22 protein-coding genes and 1 tRNA gene are annotated in these 23,595 nt (G+C 59.9%); 17 read left to right on the top strand and 6 right to left on the bottom strand.

Annotated elements, in window-relative coordinates; genetic code table 11:
* Positions 1 to 542: 542 nt before the first annotated feature.
* The 5 genes from QQ992_RS01340 to QQ992_RS01320 all read left to right on the top strand — a co-directional run bounded on the left by QQ992_RS01340 (position 543) and on the right by QQ992_RS01320 (position 4,830).
* Positions 543 to 1,316 carry an ABC transporter ATP-binding protein gene (locus QQ992_RS01340; RefSeq protein WP_003255746.1) on the top strand — a complete coding sequence of 258 codons (774 nt, stop codon included), beginning with the start codon at positions 543 to 545 and terminating at the stop codon, positions 1,314 to 1,316.
* Positions 1,317 to 1,327: 11 nt separating this feature from the next.
* Positions 1,328 to 2,080 carry an ABC transporter substrate-binding protein gene (locus tag QQ992_RS01335; protein ID WP_011953233.1) on the top strand — a complete coding sequence of 251 codons (753 nt, stop codon included), beginning with the start codon at positions 1,328 to 1,330 and terminating at the stop codon, positions 2,078 to 2,080.
* Between the two features lie 54 nt (positions 2,081 to 2,134).
* Positions 2,135 to 2,827: an ABC transporter permease gene (locus QQ992_RS01330; RefSeq protein ID WP_119368530.1), complete on the top strand. Its 693-nt coding sequence runs from the start codon at positions 2,135 to 2,137 to the stop codon at positions 2,825 to 2,827.
* On the top strand, positions 2,827 to 3,516 hold the full coding sequence (locus tag QQ992_RS01325) for an ABC transporter permease (RefSeq protein ID WP_016497592.1): 690 nt from the start codon (positions 2,827 to 2,829) through the stop codon (positions 3,514 to 3,516). Before QQ992_RS01330 ends, QQ992_RS01325 begins: the two co-directional genes overlap by 1 nt.
* Positions 3,517 to 3,624: 108 nt before the next feature.
* Entirely contained in the window at positions 3,625 to 4,830 is a 1,206-nt protein-coding gene (locus QQ992_RS01320) for a methyltransferase (RefSeq protein WP_286112007.1), read from the top strand.
* 292 nt (positions 4,831 to 5,122) lie between these two features.
* Here the strand turns inward: QQ992_RS01320 and QQ992_RS01315 are convergent, their stop codons facing one another.
* On the bottom strand, positions 5,123 to 5,413 hold the full coding sequence (locus QQ992_RS01315) for a DUF3077 domain-containing protein (protein WP_286112006.1): 291 nt from the start codon (positions 5,411 to 5,413) through the stop codon (positions 5,123 to 5,125).
* A gap of 524 nt (positions 5,414 to 5,937) precedes the next feature.
* Between QQ992_RS01315 and QQ992_RS01310 the strand changes: the two genes are divergently transcribed.
* The 9 genes from QQ992_RS01310 to QQ992_RS01270 all read left to right on the top strand — a co-directional run bounded on the left by QQ992_RS01310 (position 5,938) and on the right by QQ992_RS01270 (position 14,940).
* Positions 5,938 to 6,186, top strand: a complete 249-nt coding sequence (locus QQ992_RS01310; RefSeq protein ID WP_016714488.1) for a hypothetical protein — start codon at positions 5,938 to 5,940, stop codon at positions 6,184 to 6,186.
* A 98-nt stretch (positions 6,187 to 6,284) separates the two neighbouring features.
* Positions 6,285 to 6,360, top strand: a tRNA-Thr gene (locus tag QQ992_RS01305).
* A 163-nt stretch (positions 6,361 to 6,523) separates the two neighbouring features.
* Complete coding sequence (locus QQ992_RS01300) at positions 6,524 to 7,843, top strand: tyrosine-type recombinase/integrase (protein ID WP_286112005.1); 1,320 nt, start codon at positions 6,524 to 6,526, stop codon at positions 7,841 to 7,843.
* 929 nt (positions 7,844 to 8,772) lie between these two features.
* Positions 8,773 to 9,753, top strand: coding sequence for an integrase domain-containing protein (locus QQ992_RS01295; RefSeq protein WP_286112004.1), 981 nt, complete (start codon positions 8,773 to 8,775; stop codon positions 9,751 to 9,753).
* The gene (locus QQ992_RS01290) at positions 9,750 to 10,025 is read left to right on the top strand and encodes a hypothetical protein (RefSeq protein ID WP_286112003.1); all 276 of its coding nucleotides are present in this window, start codon (positions 9,750 to 9,752) and stop codon (positions 10,023 to 10,025) included. The genes QQ992_RS01295 and QQ992_RS01290 overlap by 4 nt, the downstream gene beginning before the upstream one ends.
* Positions 10,026 to 10,145: 120 nt before the next feature.
* Positions 10,146 to 10,661 carry a sigma-70 family RNA polymerase sigma factor gene (locus tag QQ992_RS01285; protein ID WP_286112002.1) on the top strand — a complete coding sequence of 172 codons (516 nt, stop codon included), beginning with the start codon at positions 10,146 to 10,148 and terminating at the stop codon, positions 10,659 to 10,661.
* A complete protein-coding gene (locus QQ992_RS01280; protein WP_286112001.1) occupies positions 10,658 to 11,641 on the top strand; it encodes a FecR domain-containing protein in 984 nt (327 codons plus the stop codon). Before QQ992_RS01285 ends, QQ992_RS01280 begins: the two co-directional genes overlap by 4 nt.
* A gap of 98 nt (positions 11,642 to 11,739) precedes the next feature.
* Positions 11,740 to 14,256 (top strand): TonB-dependent siderophore receptor, encoded by a 2,517-nt coding sequence (locus QQ992_RS01275; protein WP_286112000.1) that lies wholly within the window; start codon positions 11,740 to 11,742, stop codon positions 14,254 to 14,256.
* Positions 14,257 to 14,592: 336 nt separating this feature from the next.
* Entirely contained in the window at positions 14,593 to 14,940 is a 348-nt protein-coding gene (locus tag QQ992_RS01270) for a hypothetical protein (RefSeq protein WP_286111999.1), read from the top strand.
* Between the two features lie 216 nt (positions 14,941 to 15,156).
* Here QQ992_RS01270 and QQ992_RS01265 read toward each other — a convergent pair whose 3' ends face one another.
* The 4 genes from QQ992_RS01265 to QQ992_RS01250 all read right to left on the bottom strand — a co-directional run bounded on the left by QQ992_RS01265 (position 15,157) and on the right by QQ992_RS01250 (position 18,403).
* Positions 15,157 to 15,609 (bottom strand): DUF2442 domain-containing protein, encoded by a 453-nt coding sequence (locus QQ992_RS01265; RefSeq protein WP_286111998.1) that lies wholly within the window; start codon positions 15,607 to 15,609, stop codon positions 15,157 to 15,159.
* Entirely contained in the window at positions 15,597 to 15,827 is a 231-nt protein-coding gene (locus QQ992_RS01260) for a DUF4160 domain-containing protein (RefSeq protein WP_286111997.1), read from the bottom strand. Before QQ992_RS01260 ends, QQ992_RS01265 begins: the two co-directional genes overlap by 13 nt.
* A 223-nt stretch (positions 15,828 to 16,050) precedes the next feature.
* Positions 16,051 to 17,646: a sensor domain-containing diguanylate cyclase gene (locus tag QQ992_RS01255; RefSeq protein WP_286111996.1), complete on the bottom strand. Its 1,596-nt coding sequence runs from the start codon at positions 17,644 to 17,646 to the stop codon at positions 16,051 to 16,053.
* A 283-nt stretch (positions 17,647 to 17,929) separates the two neighbouring features.
* The gene (locus QQ992_RS01250; RefSeq protein WP_286111995.1) at positions 17,930 to 18,403 is read right to left on the bottom strand and encodes a helix-turn-helix domain-containing protein; all 474 of its coding nucleotides are present in this window, start codon (positions 18,401 to 18,403) and stop codon (positions 17,930 to 17,932) included.
* Positions 18,404 to 18,621: 218 nt separating this feature from the next.
* On the opposite strand from QQ992_RS01250, the gene QQ992_RS01245 reads away from it, so the two are divergent.
* Positions 18,622 to 18,828 (top strand): DUF3079 domain-containing protein, encoded by a 207-nt coding sequence (locus tag QQ992_RS01245; protein ID WP_286111994.1) that lies wholly within the window; start codon positions 18,622 to 18,624, stop codon positions 18,826 to 18,828.
* A gap of 184 nt (positions 18,829 to 19,012) precedes the next feature.
* On the opposite strand, the gene QQ992_RS01240 is transcribed toward QQ992_RS01245, so the two are convergent.
* Positions 19,013 to 21,310, bottom strand: coding sequence for a TonB-dependent siderophore receptor (locus QQ992_RS01240; RefSeq protein WP_286111993.1), 2,298 nt, complete (start codon positions 21,308 to 21,310; stop codon positions 19,013 to 19,015).
* A 140-nt stretch (positions 21,311 to 21,450) separates the two neighbouring features.
* Here QQ992_RS01240 and QQ992_RS01235 point away from each other — a divergent pair, with 140 nt between their 5' ends.
* Entirely contained in the window at positions 21,451 to 22,173 is a 723-nt protein-coding gene (locus QQ992_RS01235) for a response regulator (protein ID WP_286111992.1), read from the top strand.
* The gene (locus tag QQ992_RS01230) at positions 22,166 to 23,542 is read left to right on the top strand and encodes an ATP-binding protein (protein ID WP_286111991.1); all 1,377 of its coding nucleotides are present in this window, start codon (positions 22,166 to 22,168) and stop codon (positions 23,540 to 23,542) included. Before QQ992_RS01235 ends, QQ992_RS01230 begins: the two co-directional genes overlap by 8 nt.
* Positions 23,543 to 23,595 lie beyond the last annotated feature (53 nt).

The raw sequence follows: 23,595 nt of genomic DNA, 5'->3' as shown, positions 1-23,595 counted from the left end.
TCCTACTGGCAATAAGCGCGCCATGTGCTGAATGCATTCGTCAGAAAATTCCGCAGGCCTCTTAGGACAAGGTTTGGAGGGCTTTCGGCCACACCTTGACCGAAAGGGCGCCAAATCATCGGATTACTGAAATACCCACTTACAAACGCACCAAAGGTGCTCCCCGGTAACACCTGTGCACCGCCGCAATGCAAAAAAAGTGCAACCCACGGGTACAACCTGATGAGCACATGACGCCTTCGCGGGTAAACCCGCTCCTGCTAGCTGAAGGTAGGGTTTACCCCTTGAAAGGGCCAAAACCGCTTCCATGAGCGGGCCAAAGCTGGCACCATCGCGCCTTTTTTCATCAAGGCTCTGGTGCTGGGCGACACCTTCGCGGACATCTGCGCGACGTTACGCTGTAGCGATGCGACAAACTGCCCCACCATTGCCTACAGTCCCCGGCGACCCTGTTGGCCGTCATAATGTCGCTATGCTAGCTTGGCGCACGCCAGGAAGGCCGCCAACAGCTGGGAACGCACCCGAACACATGAGGACCGCACATGGCTCAGGCCACGCCCGCGCTGGAAATCCGCAATCTGCACAAACGCTACGGCGAGCAGGAAATTCTCAAGGGTATTTCGCTGACCGCTCGCGACGGTGACGTGATCTCCATCCTGGGGTCGTCCGGCTCCGGCAAGTCCACCCTGCTGCGTTGCATCAACCTGCTCGAGAACCCGCACCAGGGCGAAATCCTGGTTGCCGGCGAAGCCCTCAAGCTCAAGGCCGCCAAGAACGGCGACCTGATCGCAGCCGACAACCGCCAGATCAACCGCCTGCGTAGCGAAATCGGCTTTGTCTTCCAGAACTTCAACCTGTGGCCGCACATGTCGATCCTCGACAACATCATCGAGGCGCCACGCCGCGTGCTCGGCCAGAGCAAGGCCGAGGCCATCGAGGCCGCCGAAGCGCTGCTGAACAAGGTTGGCATCTACGACAAACGCCACAGCTACCCCGCCCAGCTTTCCGGTGGCCAGCAACAGCGCGCCGCCATTGCCCGTACCCTGGCCATGAAGCCCAAGGTCATCCTGTTCGACGAGCCAACCTCGGCACTCGATCCGGAAATGGTCCAGGAAGTGCTTAACGTTATCCGCGCACTGGCCGAAGAAGGCCGTACCATGCTGCTGGTAACGCACGAGATGAGCTTTGCCCGCCATGTGTCCAGTGAAGTCGTCTTCCTGCACCAGGGCCTGGTAGAAGAGCAGGGATCGCCGCAACAGGTCTTCGAAAACCCGACCTCGGCGCGTTGCAAGCAATTCATGTCCAGCCACCGCTAACGGAGCAATACATGCACACTTACAAGAAGTTCCTCCTGGCAGCTGCTGCCACGCTGGTGATGTCGGCAAACGCCATGGCCGCAGAAAAACTGCGCATGGGCATCGAAGCCGCCTACCCACCGTTCAACAACAAGGACGCCAGCGGTAACGTGGTCGGCTTCGACAAAGACATCGGCGACGCCCTGTGCGCCAAGATGAAAGTCGAGTGCTCGGTCGTCACCTCCGACTGGGACGGCATCATCCCGGCCCTGAACGCCAAGAAGTTCGACTTCCTGGTGTCATCGCTGTCGATCACCGACGAGCGCAAGCAGGCCGTGGACTTCACCGAGCCGTACTACTCCAACAAGCTGCAGTTCATTGCGCCGAAAAACGTCGACTTCAAGACTGACAAAGAGTCGTTGAAGGGCAAGGTCATCGGCACCCAGCGCGCCACCCTGGCCGGTACCTACCTGGAAGACAACTTCAAAGGCGTCGACATCAAGCTGTACGACACCCAGGAAAACGCCTACCTGGACCTGGTGTCCGGCCGCATCGACGGCATCTTGGCCGACAAGTACGTGCAGTACGAGTGGCTGAAGAGCAAAGACGGCTCGAACTTCGAGTTCAAGGGCGAGCCGGTGATGGACAGCGACAAGATCGGCATTGCCGTGCGCAAAGGTGACACCAAGCTGCGCGACGACCTGAACAAAGCCCTGGCCGAAATCAAAGCCGACGGCACGTACAAGAAGATCAACGACAAGTACTTCCCGTTCAGCATCGAATGACCCGCCCTGACCGGCGCGCCCCCGTGGCGCGCCAGTCCCTAATATGACCTGCCCATGAATATCGACCTGCACGGATTCGGTCCGGCCATGATGGCCGGCACCCTGATGACCGTAAAACTGGCGCTCTGCGCCTTGCTGCTGGGGCTGGTGCTGGGCCTGCTCGGCGCCCTGGCCAAAACCTCCGCGATCAAGCCGTTGCAATGGCTTGGCGGTTTCTACTCGACCCTGGTTCGTGGCGTGCCCGAACTGCTGTGGGTTCTGCTTATCTATTTCGGCACCGTCGGGTTGATGAACGCCCTCGGCGAGGCCTTGAACATGCCGGGCCTTGAGCTGAGCGCCTTTGCTGCGGGCGTGATCGCCCTGGGCCTGTGTTTCGGCGCCTACGCCACCGAAGTGTTTCGTGGCGCCATCCTGGCAATCCCCAAGGGCCACCGTGAAGCGGGCCTGGCACTGGGCCTGTCCAAGGGCCGCATCCTCTCGCGGATCATCCTGCCGCAGATGTGGCGCATCGCCCTGCCCGGCCTTGGCAACCTGTTCATGATCCTGATGAAGGACACCGCGCTGGTGTCGGTGATCGGCCTGGAAGAAATCATGCGCCACGCACAAATCGGCGTGACCGTGACCAAGGAACCGTTCACCTTCTACATGGTGGCGGCCTGCATCTACCTGAGCCTGACCGTCATCGCCATGACCGGCATGCACTTCATGGAAAAACGCGCCGCTCGCGGCTTTGCGAGGGCTGAATAATGAATTGGGAAGTCATCTTCAAATGGCTGCCACGCCTGGCCGAGGGCGCGGTCCTGACCCTGGAGCTGGTGGCCATTGCGGTGGTTGCCGGGTTGATCCTGGCCATCCCGCTGGGCATCGCCCGCTCCTCGCGCCACTGGTACGTGCGCGCTGTGCCGTTTAGCTACATCTTCTTCTTCCGCGGCACGCCGCTGCTGGTGCAGCTGTTCCTGGTCTACTACGGGCTGGCGCAGTTCGATGCCGTGCGCTCCAGCTCGCTGTGGCCGTACCTGCGCGATCCGTTCTGGTGCACCGTGCTGACCATGACCCTGCACACCGCCGCGTACATCGCCGAGATCCTGCGCGGCGCGCTGCAATCGATCCCTAAAGGTGAGATCGAGGCGGCACGGGCGCTGGGCATGTCGCGGGGCAAGGCACTGTTCTACATCATGCTGCCGCGCGCTGCGCGCATCGGCCTGCCGGCGTACAGCAACGAAGTGATCCTGATGCTCAAGGCCAGTGCCTTGGCCAGTACCGTGACCCTGCTGGAACTGACCGGCATGGCCCGTACCATCATCGCCCGCACCTACTTGCCGGTGGAGATCTTCTTTGCTGCTGGCGTGTTCTACCTGGTGATCTCGTTCCTGCTGGTGCAAGGCTTCAAGCTGCTGGAGCGCTGGTTGCGCGTGGATGCCTGCCAGGGTCGCTGAGACCATACTGGCCATTTCGCGGGTAAACCCGCTCCTACAGGCTATATAAATCCCTGTAGGAGCGGGCTTGCCCGCGATGAGGCCCTCAATCCCAACACACATCCTCCCATGCCCAGCCACCTTCACAGCCACCACCTAAGCCCCCGCTTCCAGGCCCTCGACCAGTTCCTGATCGAGCACCAACAGCTGTGGAAACCCCGCCCCTTCACCACCCTGCAGCTGGACTGGGAAACCACCCACCCCGAACTGGCCACCCACCTGCGCCAATGTTCGCTGGCCGACGCCGACACCGAATGCCCCGCTGACGCCTTGCCGGCCCCGTTCCCGCAACTGGCCCAGCAAGCCCAACAGCTCGCCGCCCTCGGCAGCCTGCCGCAAACCGACCTGCCCCTCGCGGCCCACCGCCTGGACGTCGCCGTCCCCGGCCGCAAATGGCAGCAGATCGAAGCCTTCGCCAGCCACCTGGCCTTCCACCACCAGCCCCGCCACTGGCTGGACTGGTGCTCCGGCAAAGGCCACCTCGGCCGCCGCCTGCTGCAACCCGGCCAGCAACTGACCTGCCTGGAGTACGATGCCGAACTGGTCGCCGCCGGCCAGGCCCTGAGTGCGCACCACCACTTGCCAGCGCAACATCTGCATCAGGATGTAATGGCCAGCGACAGCGCCCGCCACCTGGCAGGCGACAAAAGCGTGGTAGCCCTGCACGCCTGCGGCGACCTGCATGTACGCCTGATGCAACTGGCCAGCCAGCAAGGTTGCCGGCAATTGGCGATAGCCCCCTGCTGCTACAACCGCATTGCAGTGCAGCAATACCAGCCGTTATCCACAGCCGCGCAAGCGTCCGGCCTGCAGCTGTCGCTGGACGATCTGGGCCTGCCCCTGAGCGAAACCGTTACCGCCGGGGCCCGCGTAAGGCGCCAACGTGACACCTCGATGGCCCGGCGCCTGGGCTTCGACCTGCTACAACGCCAGCAGCGCCAGCGCGATGAATACCTGCCAACACCGTCGCTGCCGGTAGCCTGGCTGGAAAAGCCCTTCGAGCAGTACTGCCGCGACCTGGCCGAACTCAAGCAACTGCCCTTGAATGGCAACCCGGACTGGGCCGCTCTGGAAGCCGCCGGCTGGCAACGCCTGGCCGAAGTACGCAACCTGGAGCGCGTGCGCAACCTGTTCCGTCGGCCATTGGAGTTGTGGCTGGTGCTCGATCGCGCCCTGTTCCTCGAAGAACAAGGCTTTGAGGTGCGCCTGGGCCTTTTCTGCGACTACCCTCTGACTCCGCGCAACCTGCTCATCCTCGCGGAACGCGACCGTTAGCCGCAGCACAACCTGTGGATAAGTCTGTGAACAAGCTTGTGATTACCTGTTGGATCCCAACGCTATTTCTAGCGCTTGGCTTATTCCTGCTTGTGCGTCAAGCCCAGTAAAAACAGGCGTTTGCGCAAAGACCGGCGGCGCAGCAATCCGGCATGCCTTTCGCGCAAGCTGTCAATGCCACTTGTGCATAAACATTTCTTGTGGTTTGCGCAAGAGGCGTCTGCGGGGTCATTTGTGGGAGCGGCCTTGCGTCGCGAAAGGGCCGCAAAGCGGCCCCGGCGATCTCACATTTTCAATGCGATTTATTCTTGGCAATCTCGATATCGTTCATCAGCGCCTTGGCCATATCGCACAAGTAATCAGCCGCCCCCAGGAATTTATGGTCATCCTCCATATCCCCCTCGCGCACCAGATGCTTGATGTAGCCCATCAGGATCGAAACATGCTCATAGGCCGCATCGACCGGGATGCCGGGCTCTACGCGTAGCAAGTTGAGGGAGGGGTTACCGGCTGCGAGGAAGGTTTCCACGCCTGCGGTGGTGATTGGCTTGGGGCTGCCGGGATCAGTATCGATCGTTTTCAATTTTCAAACTCCCTAGTTCAGAGGAGTTGCCGTGTTCATTCTTTCTCACGGAACAAAGGCGGCAACCGTGCACGAGGTGAGAAACCGAGTGAACATAGGAAGCCCGGCCAGACCAAGGTCTGCCCGCGCACGGTCGCCATTACGCAGCCGATACGTTCAACGTCGGGTTCTCACACCCGGTCGCCAGAGCGACCCGAAAACGGTATCCGTGAGCCACTTCCCCGACAACAGCGATACTTCGGCGGCGCGCGTAGGATACTTCCTAAGCAGCCAAACCCTGAAGCGCCTGGCCCCATGGTTCAGAATTACCTTACACAGATCGCAGCCGCTTACGCGGCCCTTGCGGGAACGGGCTCACCCGCGAAAAGGCCCTGACAGGCAACACAAGGCTAATACCCCACCCTCGCAACCGTGTATGATCCCTCCCCCAAATCATTAAAAAGTGACGTCGCGCGCTGCCCGCCAGCCCCGCGACCTTCTGGCGTTGCGCCAGAACCGACAGTGGACCAACGGACCTGACCATCGTGACCCAAGCCAAACCCCTCGCCTTGCTGACCCTCGCCCTGGCCCTGACCGGCTGTGCCAGCGGCACCGCACCCCACGCCAACAGCAACCTGGGCTGGAACCACCCCGGCATGCAACTGGGCGGCGACAACGGCCTGCCCCTGCGCACCGAAAGCCCTTGCCGCAAGCGCGGCTGCGACAACGACAAGCTGTTCTTCAACCCGGGCAAAAGCGAGCCGAGCGTTACCACGATCCACCGCGGCTGGTAGGAAAATTCTCCTTTTGGGCCGGTGACTTAGGTCTTTTGCGAACATTCGCAACGAAGTGGTTTACAGGCGCCAAACGATCGTTATAATGACGCCCCATTGCCGGTATAGCTCAGATGGTAGAGCAACTGACTTGTAATCAGTAGGTCCCGGGTTCGATTCCTGGTGCCGGCACCATTCAAGGTTCCATAGAAAGCTTTCAAAATCTCTGGAACCCCCGAAAAAACCCGCCTTCTGGCGGGTTTTTTCGTTTTGGCGTTCCGTCGGATTCCGAGGGTAGCCAGCGCTAATAAGGGTACTTTTAAGGATACCTACCAATTCGACATTGGAAAGTACCCTTATGGCTCGCACAACGGCTCCCCTTACCGACAACGCCTGCCGCACTGCAAAGGCTCGCGAACGTGAGTACAAGCTTTTTGACGGCGATGGTCTTTACCTGCTCGTGAAGCCCAACGGTCGCAAAGGCTGGCGGCTCAGGTACGTGAAGCCCGATGGTCGCGAGGGCCTGACCTCACTCGGCAATTACCCGGTGGTCGGGCTGGCTGACGCTCGCCACAAGCGCTTCGAGCTCAAACAGCAGCTCGCCAACGGCATTGACCCCATCCAATCCAAGCAGCAGGCCAAGGTGCAAGCCGTAATCAATGGCCGTACCTTCGAAAGCGTTGCGCTCGATTGGTATGCCGGGATGGTGCCCAAGTGGGCGCCGGGCCACGCCAAGACTGTACTCAGCCGGTTGAAGACTCATGTATTCCCTTTACTCGGTGCCAGGGCAATCATTGAGTTGGACACCCATGACCTCATGCAGCCACTGGAAGCCGTGACGAAGCGCGGCACCATCGACGTGGCGCTCAGGATCAAGAACTACCTGCAAAGCATCATGCGCGAAGCCAAACGGCTGCGGCTGATTACGACGAATCCAGCCCACGACCTCGATGGCTCAATCAGAGCACCACGGGTTACACATCGACCCGCACTACCCTTATCGAGGCTGCCAGAGCTACAGGCGCGCATCGACGGCTACAAAGGTCGTCCACTCACACGCCTTACCGTGATGCTGTCGTTGCACGTGTTCGTACGCTCCAGTGAGCTGCGCTTCGCCCGCTGGAACGAGTTCGACCTCAATCGCGGCATCTGGGAGATCCCCGACACTCGCCCGGCGCTCGACGGCGTACCGTTTTCCACAAGGGGTACGAAAATGGCCGGAGACATTCACGTTGTACCCTTATCGCCGCAAGCAGTGAGCTTGCTTGAGCAGATCCACGCGATCACCGGCAAGTTCGACCTAGTGTTCGCGGGAGATGCAAAACCGTGGAAACCGATGTCCGAGAACACGGTGAATGCCGCGCTCAGAACGATGGGCTACGACACTAAGGTGGATATCTGCGGCCACGGGTTCCGAGCCATGGCGTGCAGTGCACTGGTCGAGTCCGGGCTGTGGTCAGAGATAGCGATCGAACGCCAGATGAGCCACAAGGAACGCAACAACGTGCGCGCCGCCTATACCCACAAGGCCGAGTTCCTCGAAGAGCGCCGGATGATCATGACCTGGTGGAGCCGGTTTCTGGAGGCGAACCGCGAGGACCATGTGACGCCGCATGAGTTTGCCAAGCAGACGGGCGAGAACGTCACGCGCCTTCGCAGTGCCAAGAGGACCGAGTAACCCGCCGCACCACCACCTCAACTAGCTGTGAAGTTACCCACAGCACCGCATGAAGCTCCTCCGCGCGGGTCCTTTCAAACGGGGCTGCAAAGCCGCCCTGTTTGAAAGGACCATACCTAAGAAAAAAAACCGCTGGCACAGCGTACGTCTGTGGAAAACCACAGATGTCCACCGGGGGATAGTTTTATCCACAGGCGCTAAATCCCTGAAATCGCTTTGCTTGACTAACATTGTCCACAGGCGTAGACCGGGAGTTGCAAGCGCTGTCGATGACAGCACCCTAGGTGACCCGAACCTTGAAGGTCACGCCGCTCTGGCGGTGGTTCTCCCCAAGGGCGATTCGCATCCGGCAGCTCGCCCGGTCACTACCCATGTGATGGATGCTCTTACACACATAGCGCTCGTGCGCCAGATACTCCGTACCTCGCTGCCCTGCAGCAACCTATCCGCTTGGCCGAAGATTGCGCCAACCTGTGCCCGTCTCTTTCTGTGGAAAGAGACGGGCACTTCTACCACTGCAGCAGCCCTGATCGCACAAGGCTTTGCGGCATTCCCCCTCGTGACAATCGGCGTGACAAACGCCGATGTCACCAGCAACAGCGCTGTAGATGATGGTGCCGCAGACCAAGGAATGGACTGCACCTGACTGACAGTCAGGCATGCCCCGGTCATCGCATTGCTGCGTTCACCCGGCTCAGGATCTCGCGGCACTTGTCTCGTCAGCCAGTGCAGCCTCCACCCGCCCACCGGTAACGGTGCTCAGGAGGTCAGATCATGAGATGCCCTTGCTCCCGGACGTAAGGAGCCGCCAGTCCCGCGTAGTGGACATTCCCCACAGGTCGCAGGGGCCTTGATCCCTGATAACACTCAACATTCTTGGCGGGATGACGTGGGGTGAGGATCGGAGAACGGTAGATGAGGTGATCGACATGGCATTGATAGGCAGACGCGATGGCCGCAATTTCGGTTACGGCAGACAACTGAGCTATGCAGGGCCGCAGGCGTTAAAAGACATGTTCGGCGGCGGCCACTACGGCACGGTCAAGGCACACTGTGATCGGTGGCTGGCATTCGTGAGGTGGTGCCGGTCCGAACAGGGGCCCGGTATCAATGATGCGCGGCAGATTGATCGAAGGGTGTTGGCCGACTATGCAGTTTATCTGCGCGACGTTATTGGGCGTGGTGAACTGGCTATCAGCACCGCACAGAACCGGCTATCCAGCGTTAACAGGACCATGGCGGCGCTTCGCGGTGATCAGTGCGTGAAGTTGCCCAGCCCGAGCCAGGCGCTGGGTATGCTGCGCACAGGGGTTCGACACTCGGTGCCGCAGGGCCAAGATCGCGAACAGGTTAAACAAATCGTCGATGCGCTTTGCCGCCGTGACCAGAGAAGGGCTGCAGCGATCCTTCTGCTGGCAAGAGCCACCGGCATGCGCTTGCGTGAGGCCATCTTGGCTGACCTGCTACGACTTGCCCGTGAGGCTGAAGATCTCGGCAGGATCAACATCCAGGACGGCACCAAAGGCGGTCGCGCCTGTGCCTCGGCGCCACGTTGGATTGCGGTGGATGACCATGTTCGAGCAGCACTTGAGTTTGCACGGCAGGTCTCTCCCGCGGGTAGTCACAACCTGATTGCGCCACACGAAAGCTACCTGAATGTTGCGCAAAAAATCATCCGCCCAGCGCGCTCCATTCTGCATGCGCACAACCTCAAAGGCTTCCACGAACTACGGGCAGCGTTCGCGTGTGAACGCTACGAGCAAATTACCCAACACCGCGCGCCAATTAACGGCGGTGAATGTTGCCAGTTCAATTGGCGTCTTGACCGCGAGGCCCGATGGCAAATCAGCTATGAACTGGGGCACGGGCGCTTTGACGTGGTCGTTGCCTACATAGGAGGTCGCAGATGAGTAAGGCATTCGATATGGAATTGTTCTTGTCTGCGGTGCTGAAGGGATCGCACGCTACGCGACAACGCCACTTGCAGCAGGCAAAGATTATCCAAGCCGAAATCGCAGAACGCTGGCAACGGAAGACGCCGTGGTCTTGGCAGAGAAAGCACGTCGCTTGGTTTCTTGACCATTGCCTAGGCGAACACAGTGCAGCTACGAGGTATCGCTATGTGCTGACCGTACGTCTGCTCGTTCGCCGAATGCAAAAGCTATGGGTGTTCAACGTTTGAAAGAACCGATGTTTTCAATTTTTGAACGCCTCTCATTGCAGTAGCTTGTCAAGCACAATTGAGCCCATATAAGATGAGAGATATTCTCAAACGCAACTCTATGCCAACAAGAGGGCTGCAGTGCCTACACCGCCCGTGTCATCTGCAACGCAGGCTGATGTTCAGTCCCTCTATGTCGACCATCATGCTTGGTTAGTCGACTGGCTGCGCAAACGTCTGCGCCAAGGGGATAACGCTGCCGACCTAGCTCAGGATACGTTCGTCAATGTGCTAGGCAAAGTTGATCGCATTCAGGATGTTCGTCAGCCACGAGCCTGGCTGAGTACAATCGCCCGCGCTCTGGTGATAGACCGCGCACGCCGAGATCGAGTCGAGAGGGCATATAAGGATGCATTGACCAACTTGCCTGAGGCGTTGATGCCTTCCCCGGAAGCACAGATGATCCTGCTTGAGACCTTGGCCAAGGTGGATGCCTTGCTCGATGGCTTGCCGCCCAAGGTGCGAACCGCATTTTTACTATCGCGCCTGGACGGGTTGGGCTACAAGGAGATCGCTGCGCAGCTGGGGGTCAGCCTGAGGTCTGTGGAAAGCTACATGGCGAAAGCGATTCGTCATTGCTACTTCGCCAACTCATGAGCAGTGCAACACGCGCCGAAATACCGGATGAAGTGCTCGACCAAGCAATCACATGGATGGTGCGCCTGCAGTCCGGATATGCTGATGAACCTGCCCTGCAAGGTTGCCTGTATTGGCGCAAGCTTCATCCCCTGCATGAGGCCGCCTGGCAGTCATTGCAGAGCAATGAGTCTACCTTCAGCAAGCTCGCTAGCCTCCCAGGCGTACCGGGCGGTGTCGCGCGTGACACTCTCGAGCGCATGCAACATCACCAGCTGGGCCGTCGGCGGCTGCTTCAGGTGCTGGGCACGGGCTTGGTCATTGGGGGCGTGGGCTGGCAAAGCCAAGAGCAGGTTCGGCTCTGGGGCGCCGACTACACCACCAGCGTAGGCCAACGACGAACGGTGATACTCGCCGACGGTACACGGCTGCAGCTCAATACCAACAGCGCCGTGGAGGTGGCATTTACTAATAGCCAGCGCCTCATCAATCTCCTGCAGGGTGAGATCTTCATCGACACAGGCCCGGACGAAGGCTCACCTGCCGGTCGTCGCAGCTTCTGGGTGCATACCGCCCAGGCGCGTTTACAGGCGCTGGGTACAGCTTTTGCGGTACGCCAAGAAGAAACGCGTACCCAGCTTTTGGTCGAACAGAGCAGGGTCCTCATCCACCAGTCCACGCAGCAGCAGTTGGTTGCTGCAGGCGAGGAATACTCGATCAGCACCGAGGGTAGCCGCAAACTTCAGCAAAGCGAAATGGATGCCAGCGCCTGGACCCGAGGTCAGTTGGTAGCGCGTAGCCTGCCACTGCAGGAACTGCTGTTGGAACTGGCGCGCTATCAGCGAGGCTGGATTAGCTGTAGCCCCCAGGTCGCGGGGTTGAAAGTGTCTGGAGTTTTCCAGCTTGACGATATCGACCTGGCACTAGATGCATTGGGCGATTCGATGCCCGTCAGGGTCGAGCGTTTCACACGGTTCTGGCGTCGCGTTGTTGCCCGCTGAGAACAATCTGCAAAAAAACGGGTTTCACGCTGCGGGTTTTTCCGAGCACTTCGGCCAATAGGGAAAACACCCTGCCAAACGAATGGAGCTCGATCCACATGTCATCCGCGTATTCACCTCGCCATGTTCCCAGGACCCGCCTTGCCATAGCGCTGCGTGGCGTACTGCTTGCCAGCGCTGCAAGCATTGCGCTGCCGATTTGCGCGGTACATGCCGAGCAGAGCGAAATACGTCACTACAATCTGCCTGCAGGCACGCTGGAGCAATCACTCAGTACGTTTGCACAGGCTGCCGCCATCAACTTGCCATTTGACCCCGCGCTGGTCCATGGCAAGTATGCGACCGCAATCAACGGCGACTACACCGTCCAGCAGGGCCTGAACATGCTATTGCAGGGCTCAGGCCTTGGCGCCACCCAAGCGGCCAATGGCAACTGGATACTAGACCCCGTGGCCACCACTGGCGGCGTGGCGCTGGAGCTGGGGAGTACGCTGGTCAGTGGGCAGGGCATGGGCGAGATGACCGAGAACAGTGGGTCCTACACCACCGGTGCGGTGAGCGTGGGCTCCAAGAGCCCGACCAGCCTGCGCGAAACGCCACAATCGGTGTCGGTGCTGTCCAGCCAGCTGATTGAAGATCGTAGTGTCACGAGCCTGCAGGATGCGTTGAAAATGGCTCCCGGGGTCACGGTGCAGAAAACCACCAGCGACACCTACGAGTTCTACTCGCGCGGATTCAACATTGACAGCATCCAGATCGACGGGGCGGCGCCTATGGCACTCTCCTCGGTGGCCACCAGCTTCTACTCGCGCCGGCTTTATAACCTGGCCGAATTTGACCACATAGAAGTGTTACGGGGATCTGGTGCGCTGTTCGGCGGCGTGGGCGACCCCGGTGGCGTCATCAACCTCGTGCGCAAACGCCCGCTCTCGGACTTTCAGTTGAAGTTCGAGGCCGCCGCCGGTTCTTGGGACAACTACCGTTCGCAAATCGACGTGACCGGCCCTTTGACCGACAGCGGCAACGTACGCGGGCGCCTGGTGACGGCTTATACCGACCGCCAGTACTTCACAGATAAACTGGCCACGCAAAAACCCACGATCTACGGGGTGTTCGAGGTCGATCTGGGCCCTCAGACCATCTTCACCCTGGGCGGCATGTATGAAAGCACCCACTCCAACTCGTCTCTGGGCCTGCCACGCTACACCACGGGTAAGGACATCGGGCTTGCGCGTCACACCAACCTTGGGCAGAACTGGTCCTACATGGACAACATCTCCCAAGAGATCTTCACCAAGGTCGACCACTACTTCGACAACGACTGGAAATTGAACGTCTCGTACACCAATACCCGTGACGCCGGCGAGGCACTGGCAGCGGTATCGGGCAACGCCGTCAACCCGGTGACCTTGGCCGGGCCCGTTTGGCGCGCCAGCTATAACGTCTATTCCACCAGTCAGGACCTCATCGACAGTAACCTGTCCGGCAGTTTCGACGCCTTTGGCCGCGAGCACCAGTTCGTACTGGGCGCCGACTATCAGCGCGTCACCAGCCGCTGGCAGGGCTCGGGGGTGTTCACCGGGACCGGTGTGCCGATCGATGTGTTCGACCCCGGTTATTGGAAGCCGACCACCATCTCGCTGGTGACTCCCCGTGACTACAGCCCCAACACCCAGGAACAGTACGGCCTCTACGGGCGGCTGACATTGCAGGTGACCGACCCGCTCAAGGTCATCCTCGGCGGCCGAGCGGCCCGCTATCACTTCCAGCAGGTCTATACCAACGCCGGTGTAGTGCAGAGCGACATCGACATGCGCGAGCCGACGCGCTTCGTGCCGTACTTCGGCGCGATCTATGACCTCGATGACCAATGGTCGCTGTATGGCAGTTACTCGAAGATTTACAAGCCGCAGCAAAGCTACCTGCGCGGGCCGATCGGCAGCAACGACGTACTGGAGCCGCTGGAGGGCAAGACCACCGAGTTGGGTATCAAGGGCGAGCTGTTCGACGGCCGCCTGAACACCAGCCTTGCCGTGTTCTACACCAAACGCAAGAACGGTGCGGTGCAGGACACCAACTACCCGCAGGCATCTGTGCTGTATGGCGGCAGTTGCTGCTACGTGAACCAGGGCGAGGTCATCAGCAAGGGCATCGAGCTTGAGGCGACGGGCGAAATCCTCAAGGATTGGAACCTGATGGCCAGTTACGTGTACAACTACAACAAGAACGAGACCGATAGCACGGCCCTGAGCACGATCACGCCCAAGCATCAGTTCAAGCTGTGGTCGACCTACCAGTTGCCTGGCGAGTTCTCGGACTGGACCGTGGGCGGCGGCGTCGACGTCCAAAGCGCCACCTACGTCAGTGGCACCACGGTGCGGGTGGATGGTAATGGCAACGTGGTGGAGTCGAACATTCCTTTCGATTACAAGCAAAGTGGCTATGCGGTCTGGAATGCCCTGTTGAGGTATCGTGTGGACGATTATTGGACCGTATCGCTCAATGCCAACAACCTGTTCGACAAGACCTACTACCAGACGGTCTCCAGCGCGGCGAATGGCAACTTCTATGGGGATCCACGCAATTACATGGTGACCCTGCGAGGTACATTCTAAGTCCGTTATATAGACCGAAACTTTGGTTTAATTGACTCCACCCCTGGCTCAGTAGTTGACCCCAGGGGTGGCTGTACGCTTCAGTATCAAAAATGGAGCCAACCTACTCGCGCCTGTAAGTTAAGTAAAAAAAGTTGCTACATATCTTGGCCGCAAGGGATTGGACGGATGCCCAAGGATAGTTTAAGAGATAGAATTTTTCATAAACTAGAAAAATAATATTAGAATCAATACTCTACCCTACGATTCGACTCCTAGTGCCGCACCATACGCAGTACTCAAAAGGCTCACCGAAAGGTGGGCCTTTTTTGTTTTCGGCTATGAGGAATGACTCAGATGACGAACTCCCCCAGCCTTGCGCTAGACGTTGAGCAGTCCGCGTTGGCATTCTCAAAGGCGTTCCGGCAAACCCCTCCGCGATGGTTCGCGTTCCGTCTATTTTCCATGTTTCCCACTAACTGCTGCGAATTCGCGAGTTTGCTGCTGGCGTGGTTTCTGTGCGAGGAACACGAAGGCGTCACCATCGACGTGGTAACGGGTGAGTTGAAGGAAGATACGGAGCAACGCCACATCTGGCTGAGGCTCAAAGATCACAATCTGGATATCACCGCCGACCAATTCGATACAGCTCTCCCTCACGCACTCATCACTCAACCGGGGGGTGGCATGAGAGATTCACCGTGATTCACACGGCGCCATTCCAAAGTGGCTTCTACGAGGACTACGGAGATAATTGCAGGGAGGACATCATCGACGACTATAGGGCCTTGGCACACAACGCACGGGCGCAGTTCAAATTGTAGGATCGGCCTTGTGCCGCGATGGGCCGCAAAGCGGCCCTGGCAATCTCAGACCAGAACAGCAAACCTCAAACCCATCGGCAGGACTCAGTAGACCTTGTCAGGCAGCTTTTTGCTCCAAACTCTCCCACCCCAAGCAAGCCAGCGCCAATGTGCGCGGAACCGCTTCACGACCACTGCTATAACGGCTGATGCTACGGGCACTGACGCCCAGCGCTTCGGCAGCCTGATCGAGCGTCATCCGGTGTCGCAAACGCCAACGAATGAAAACCCGGGTATTTTCATCAGGAGCGTTCTGCGCAAGCGCGTCCAGCAGCAGGGTATCCGCTCCAATCTGAATATCCAGCGCTGGCCACTCCACTGACCATCCCCCGTCGCCCAATACGACGCCTTCAAAGGCTTGTCGCTTGGAAAGTGGCGCCAATCCCGGATACGCCTTGAGCGCATCGGTCATATCGAGGGTGAAATGCTGACCATTGGTAAAGGTAAGCTCAAGGGTGGCGCCCGACCGAGGCTGAACAGCCTTCAGACGGGGACGTTTCATCGATGCCATTTCATCCACTCCTTCAACAAATCGGCCTGATTGGCCGCGACCCAGGCCAGGGCGTCTTGCACTACTTTGGCAGGTGCCCTGCCTTGCGTAACAGTTACAGATTCCAGACTGATCACCACATCCACTCCACCGCCCGTAAGGTGGACGTGGGGCGGCAGATGGTCCCGTTCCCTGAGCTCGATGCGGTACTTGTCGCGAAATCGGTATTTGGTAGACATGGCCTGATCGTATCGCCAATTTGGCGATACAGCAACACCGAAAGGAGCACGAGAAGCCGCATAAGTTCGCGATTCAGGCAGCTGAGTACCTTACGCGCTTTCACCGAGTAATCCGCCGGACCAGCGTTGCAGACCAGCTGCGAAGTTACCTACAGCACCCCATGAAAGTCCTCCGCGCAGGTACTTCCAAACGGGGCTGTAGAGCGGCTCCCAGCAGCCCCCCTCAAGCCCTCCGCAACCCCCGCCGCACCTCTTTATCGTCATACATCAACTGATCCGCCGCTCTAAGCGCCGCCTGCAGCGATGTCGCAGCAGGGTCGACACTCGTAATACCTATGCTCGCTCCGGAATAATCAAAACGGCATTCGTCAAACTCGTAGCTACCAACCAGCAGCGGTACCAGCCGTCGGCGCATGTCTGAGGCCGTTTGCGCCATCTCGCCTGGATGGACCGAAGCCGTCAACCCGATCACAACGAATTCGTCGCCACCCCAGCGCCCAAGCTCATCCGTCGCCCGCAACCCGCCCTGAAGTCGTCGGCTGCCTTCGATCAGGAACTGGTCCCCCACCTCATGCCCGTAGGTGTCGTTGATCGCCTTGAATTCGTCGAGGTCGATAAATGCCACTAACACCCCCTGCCCCGTTCGTTTCGCCAACGCGAAATGCCGATGCAAGGCCGCCAGAATCGCACGCCGGTTCTTCAAGCCGGTCAACGCGTCATAGTTTGCCGCATAGCGTTCTTCCTGGCGGCGCATCAGCATTTGCGCGGTCACACGGCTGGAGAGCAAAATCAAAATCAACCCCAGCGCTGCCACAGATGCCACGGTCCAGTAGTACTGCTGGCGCATCGGCTGGAGGTGGTCAAGCGTTGCCAACGTCAGCAACTGGTAGTGCGCGTCGTTCAGGGGCTGGCGCCGCACCAGGTAAGGCTGCCCGTCAATGAGCCATTGATCGGCCATAGGGCGGATATCCATAGGCTCACCCGGCTCTTCGTCGCCATCCACTGGCTTGGGTATATCAGGCGGCAGCAGCGCCGCCACGTTGCGCAGCATGAACAACTCGCTGGACGCGGTAGTCACACGCCCCTGACGGTCCACAATCAAAGCTATGTGACGCCCCGTGAGATAAAGGGCTATGTCCGGGGCATCGAACTTGACCGTGACAGAGCCAAGTGGCTTGCCATCGGCACCGTCAATGCGGCTGGCTACGAAATAGGAGGGTGTCTTGTTCAGGCGGGCGATGCCGAACATTTCACCACTGCCAGTGCGCAGTGCATCGATGAGGTAAGCCCTGCCCGAATAGATCTGGCCAACAATGCTGAACGACTCCGCCCAGTTACTGGCCGTCACCGTATCGTCGGAAAGGTTGTTCATGTAGATGCGGGCATAGTGCAGATCACTGGACAATCGGTCCATGAAATCACCCACGCTTCGAACCAACGGGTCACGGGTGAAATTCGACGCGCGTTCTTCACGCGTGAGTGCCGCGAAACCGGGTGGATCATGGCGATATCGGGCAGCGAGCTGGATGACCTCGCTCTGGCGGGCCACCATATTGGCCACACTGGCCATTTCGGTGAACAGGCGGTCTACGACACGCCCCGTTATCTGGCCTTCGTATTCGGCGCCTGCGGCCAGGTTTTTAAGCTCTTCTGCCGTAAGGCGCTGCGCTATCCACACGCCCAGGCTTGCCACAAATGCCAACCAGACGAGCACAACGCCCAGCGTCACCCGGCGCATAATGGAAGGGATGTCCCTGCGTTGCCGCCGCTGCGCCGACGCGTAGCTCACGCCGCGCCTGCCAGTTGAATGGTGCTCCAAAGCAACTCCTTTTGCGATACGGCAAGGTGCATCATCGACCCTGCGACACCCCATCGAAACGGGGTTCGCAAGATTGTAAAACATTCACCTCAGTGTATTGGCAGAACGTCTACTTACCAGCAGGGTGGCTAAAAGAGGTTACCTGGATACAGGGCTTTGCTTAAACACTCAGCGTACCGGCCGAATGTTTCATGTGGCTGCTCCGGTAGCGATGCACAAATGGAGCGGATGTTTATACTTGGTCGCTTTGCATGCGCCCTTCGGTGAAGCAAAGGCTTTGATCTCAAAAAACCCCATGCATGAAAAACTCGACCGGTACGCTGAAAAACTCAGCAAAGCCCTTTATCTGGGCAACTGTCATCTTCCGCTTGTTATTCAGAATCTCTGAAACCGCGCTCTGGGTCGCTATTGCCGCAAGGTCCTTTTGCTTCACGCCCCTGTCCGACAGCAGGAAGGCCAGCGCTTCGGCCTGGCTCGCGAACGGCACCAATACCGACTCACTCTCATACTCGTACACTCGATCCGCCACCATCTCCGCAAAGCGCGACGCTGCGTGACCTTCGCTGTCCGCGTGGGAGTAGAGCTCATCGATCAATGCCATCCGCGCCTGGAGTTCAGCATCGTCCTTGATCGGGTCATGGCAGGCAGCCAGTAGCTGGGCCATGGTTGCCATCTGGTCGTTCAGGCCATCGAGCATGGGTGAAATATTAGCGATGAAGGCATCTCGCCCCTCACCTTCAATTTTGTCAGTCGTCATTGAGTCGCCTGTCGAATAAATAGAGACTTCGTCCGAGCAGTCACGCTGCGAGATGACCTTTTTAGCACTTGCCGCACTCATCATGCGGAAGAGTGGTGCTCGATGTTGATTCAGAATGTGAGCACCGCTTGGGATTCGTTCCCAAGTTTGATCTCAATCAAGCTTGAGATGAGCACGCAGCCTAGCCTGAGATCTGTCAGCAATTGAGGGACGGAAGCATGGCCAAGAAATTCCCCACAAACCCCAGCCATCCCGAACGCATCTGCTGGGGATGCGATCTTTACTGCTCAGCCAAATCACTGGCCTGTGGCAATGGTGCGGATCGGACCATGCACCCGGTGGAGTTGTTTGGTGAGGATTGGGACCGTTTCGAGGGGGGCTTGGAGAAGCCGACTGACCAAGGACGGGAGGCAGAGACCGGATAGCAGGGGGATGGCACCGGCTGCGCCAGTGTTCGCGGCTAAAGCCGCTCCTACAGTGATCGCGCCAGCTTTCAGGTCTAGTGCAAGACAGTTCCCACAGGAGCCCCGTATGCCAGAGGGCTACGCTGTACCTGTGGGAGCCCGGCTTGCCGGCGATGGGCTGCGAAGCAGCCCCAGGCAGTATTGATCAGAACGCCGTACTAACGGTCAGCGACAGGTTACGCGGATCACCATAAATCGCCCCCGCATAGAACCCGTACTGGGTGTAGTAGTGCTTGTCGAACAGGTTGTTGGCATTGACGCTGACGCTGGTGTCGTCAGTCAGCTGGTACTTGGCCATGGCATTCCAGATGGCATAACCGGACCAGTTCACGTCGGTGGCACCGTTGCTCACGCCATTGGTGGGCTGCCCAGCCGGGCTGGAAATGGCGCGGATGTTGGTTTGCGCGGTCACACCGGCACCCAGGGTCAGGCGGTCGAGCGGGCCGCTGAGGCGATAGGTGGTCGAGGCCTTGAACAGGTGCGATGGATCACTGCGGCCATCGCTGTCGACGCGGCGGAAGTGCAGGTAGGTGTAGCCGGCATACACGTTCCAGTTCGGGGTCAGGGCGCCCGCGACTTCCAGGTCGATACCGTCGGTTTCCTGGCCGGAGCCGGCCTTGTAGGCGTTGCCACCGGTCGGGGTGGTCAGGTCGCCGTCCAGCACCGCCTTGTTTTCCTGTTTGGTGCGGAAGTACGCCGCCGAGGCGTTCAGGCGGCCGTCGAACCACTCGCCCTTGATACCGGTTTCGTAGCTTTGACCACGAATCGGCTCCACTTTGCTGCCGCTGCTGGTTTCAGACGTTTGCGGGGTGAAGATGTCGGTGTAGCTGGCGTACAGCGAGTAGTTGTCGTTGAGGTCGTACACCGCACCCAGGTAGGGGGTGACGATGCCGTTTTCTTCCTGGCTGCTGCGTGCACCGGCCACGCTGCGGGTGACGGAGGCATAATTGCTGGTGCGCACGCCGACGATCACCGACAGCGGGTCGGTGATGCTCAGGCGGGTGGCGGCGTACATGCCCTGCAGGCGGGTGGTGGTTTTGCTGTGGCGGCCGGTACGCGAGGCGATGATGTCGTAGTCGTCATCCACGCCATTGCGCCAGTCGGTCAACGGGAAGCCGTTGTTGGCGCGGAACTGGCAGCCCAATGCAGGCGCGCTGGCCATGCCGTCGCCAACCATGGTGCAAGTGTACTCCGGCGACCAGCCCACGGTGCGGCTGTCGTTGTAGCCGACCATGGCCTGGTGGGTGCGGCCGAACAGCTGGAACGGGCCGGACAGGTCGATCTGCGCCGACTGCTGGGTGGTGTCGCTGGAGCTGTGCAGGCCGTTGAGCACAGCGCCGCTGCCGTCCTGGTCCCAGTAGCCGCCATAGGTGCCGCGACCGGCCGAGTTGACCTTGGCCAGGCCACGGTGGTTCAGGGCTTCGGTAGTGGCCTGGGCGGCTTTCAGGTCCAGCGTCCAGTCGTTGTCGAAGCGGTGTTCCAGCGAGCCGAACGCGGTGCGCGTGGTGTACTCGCCAAAGCTCCAGCTGGGTACCACGTTGGTGCTGCGTGGCAGGTCGGTCTTGCTGCCGTCGCGGTACCAGATCGGGATGTTCGCGCCCCAGCCGCCGCCCACCACCTTGTTGTACTCGTACTGGTAGCCGGCGCCGAGGGTGGTGGCGTCGTCCAGGTCGAATTCGAAGTTTGCCAGCGCGGCGCGGGAACGCTCGGACTGGTTGTCGCGGAACGAATTGGCATCCTGCTGGGTCATCACGAAGCGCGAACGCAGGCGGCCGTCTTCGGACAGCGGCAGGTTGAGGTCGGCGCCCAGGCGGCGTTTGTCCCAACTGCCGTAGGTGGCGTAGGCGCTGCCGCCAAAGGTTTTGGTGGGGGCCTTGCGGATCAGGTTGACGGTGGCCGAAGGGTCGCCGGTGCCGCCCAGCAGGCCGTTGGCGCCGCGCACGATGTCGATGCGCTCGTACAGGTCCATGTTCAGCGCGTTGCCGCTGCCGCTGAAGTCGGAACCGCCCTGGGTCTGCAAGCCATCGACCTTCCAGTTGCTGATCGAGTAACCACGGGCACGGTAGTCGGTACGCCCACCCACCTCGGACTTGTTGGCCGTGACGCCCGGCGTGGTTTCCAGCGCTTGCTCGATGGTGTGGATGTCGCGGTCATCCATCTGCTGGCGGGTGATGGTGGTGACCGACTGTGGCGTCTGTCGTGGTGTCAGCGCCAGGCCGGTGGAACTGCGGGTGCTCTCGACTGTGTAGCCCAGTTGGCCCGCATCGTCGGCGGGTAGCAACGCGCTGTCTTCGATCTGCGTGGCGTCCAGCTCCAGGGGTTTACTGTCGGCCGCCATGGCACCACCGCTAATGGTGACGGCGACGAAGAAGGTCAGCGGCTTGATGCGGTTGCCGCTTCGGCTGATGGGGGTGAAGGCTTGCGAGGTACTCATGGGATTCATTTGGGAAGGCTTCGTATTTGCAGATGATTTTTTGTTAGGATTCTAGGGATCGGCCCTCCGGGCTCCAGACCCGACATGTACGGGGATGTAATTGAAGGTAATGAGCGCCACAGGCCCTCACCAAACAGGTGTTTTTCCACATGAGCACGACCCTGCTGGTTGTCGACGATGACGACGAGATCCGCGAACTTCTTTGTGATTACCTGACAGATGCCGGCTACAACGTGCTGGCGGCTGCCGACGGCGAGCAAATGCGCGACCAGCTGGCCCGGCACAAAGTGGAGCTGGTGGTGCTCGACCTGATGCTGCCAGGTGAAGACGGCCTTAGCTTGTGCCGCCAGTTGCAAGCGACCCCAGGGCTGGCGGTGATCATGCTGTCGGCCAAGGGCAGCACGCTGGACCGCATCATCGGCCTGGAAGTCGGCGCCGACGACTACCTGGCCAAGCCTTTCGAGCCTCGTGAGCTGATCGCCCGGATCAAGGCCGTGCTGCGGCGCCCGCAACGGCTGGAGCCCGCTGTCGAAGAACCTGCCGTGGTGGATGCCCAAGTGTTCGCGGGCTTCCGCCTGGAACATGTGAAGCGCCTGCTCACCCGCCCCGATGGCGAAACCCTGACCCTGCCACGCTCCGACTACCGCGTGCTGCGCGAACTGCTGGAAGCCAACAACCGGGTGGTTTCGCGCGACCAACTGACCCGCAGCGCGTTCGGCCGCGACCACCTACCCGATGACCGCTCGGTGGACATGTGCGTCAGCCGCCTGCGCCAGCACCTGCGCCGCGCGCCGACAGGTGCCGCGCAAATCCTCACCATCCGCAATGAAGGCTACCTGCTGAGCATCGCCAGTAACGTGGCGGATGCCTGAGGTGCGCTGGCTTCGCCGCCTGTGGCCACGTACCTTGTTTGGCCAACTGCTGCTGATCATGGTCAGCGGTACGTTGGTGATTCAGTTGATGTCGAGCAGCATCTGGTTCGATGTGCGTTTCGCCCAGGTACTCGAAGCCCCCATTCGGCTGATCGCCGCACGCAGTGCACCGCTCATCGCCCAGGCCGACTGCCACGCGGGCACGTTGCAGGTACCCGCCCACTATCACCTGCGTTGTGCCGAAACCTTGCCCACACCAGAACATGACGAGCGCCGCGGGCGCAGGCGTGTCGAGCTGTTGCTGCATCAGGCCCTCAAATACGAACTGGGGCATGCTCAGGACGTGCGCCTGATAAAGGTGCAGCTTACCGATGAGCTGGGCCAGCCAATCGTCTGGCGCAGCCTGTTCGGGCTGCGCACGGCCCAGGCGCATATCCAGTTCGCGGTGCCGTTGGCCGATGGCCATTGGCTGACCATCGACGGCCAGGAACTGCAAGGCTGGAGCGGCGAGTCGGCCTGGGTGCTGATCAGCGATTACCTGTTGCGGGTATATGCATTGCGCATCGTCGCGGTGTTGCTGGTGTGCCTGATAGCCGTACGCCTGTGCTTGCGCCCCTTGCGGCGCCTGGCCGATGCCGCACGTGGCCTGGGTAGCAACCTTGAGCAACCGCCTTTGGCACTGGATGGCCCGGAGGAAGTGCGCCAGGCTGCCCAGGCCTTCAATGCCATGCAGCAACGCCTGATTGCCATGGTCAACGACAAGGCCTACTTCCTGGCCGCCGTGTCTCACGACCTGCGTACCCCGCTGACCCGCATGCGCCTGCGCCTGGAGCGCCTGCCCGACGATGAGCACCGACAGCGTCTGCGGCAGAACATTACGCAGATGGACGACATGATCGGCCAGGTACTCGACTACCTGCGCGCAGGGGAGCAGTTGAACCTGCAGCAAGTGGACCTGGACCGGCTGGTGGCACGCCAGTGCGCCGAACTGGCTACCCCTGAAGAACCGCTACCGGTGCATGGCCAAGCGGGTCATTCACAGCTCGATGCCCTGCTGCTGCAGCGCTGCCTGCAAAACTTGTTGGTGAATGCATTGCGATACGCCAAGGACGTTTCGGTCACACTGGAACGGGCTACCACGGGGGTGTTCATCCATATCGATGACCGTGGGCCAGGGATTGCGCCAGCGCTGCTAGCGACCATCACCGACCCGTTCGTGCGTGGTGAAGGGTCGCGTAACCAGGCATCCGGTGGGTATGGGTTGGGGTTGAGCATTGCTCAACGGATTGCCAACAGCCATGGGGGGGAGCTGATGCTGGCAAATCGTGAAGGCGGTGGGTTGCGGGTCAGCATACTGCTGCCCATTTAAAGGCAGACGCGGTCCTACAGGGGACCGCGAACGCTCTGGAATACGCAATCAGG

This window comes from Pseudomonas kurunegalensis, assembly GCF_030291635.1.
GTDB classification, from domain to species: Bacteria; Pseudomonadota; Gammaproteobacteria; order Pseudomonadales; family Pseudomonadaceae; genus Aquipseudomonas; species Aquipseudomonas monteilii.
The sequence above is the reverse complement of the archived record's forward strand: the minus strand, read 5'-3'. Positions and strand labels throughout refer to the sequence as shown.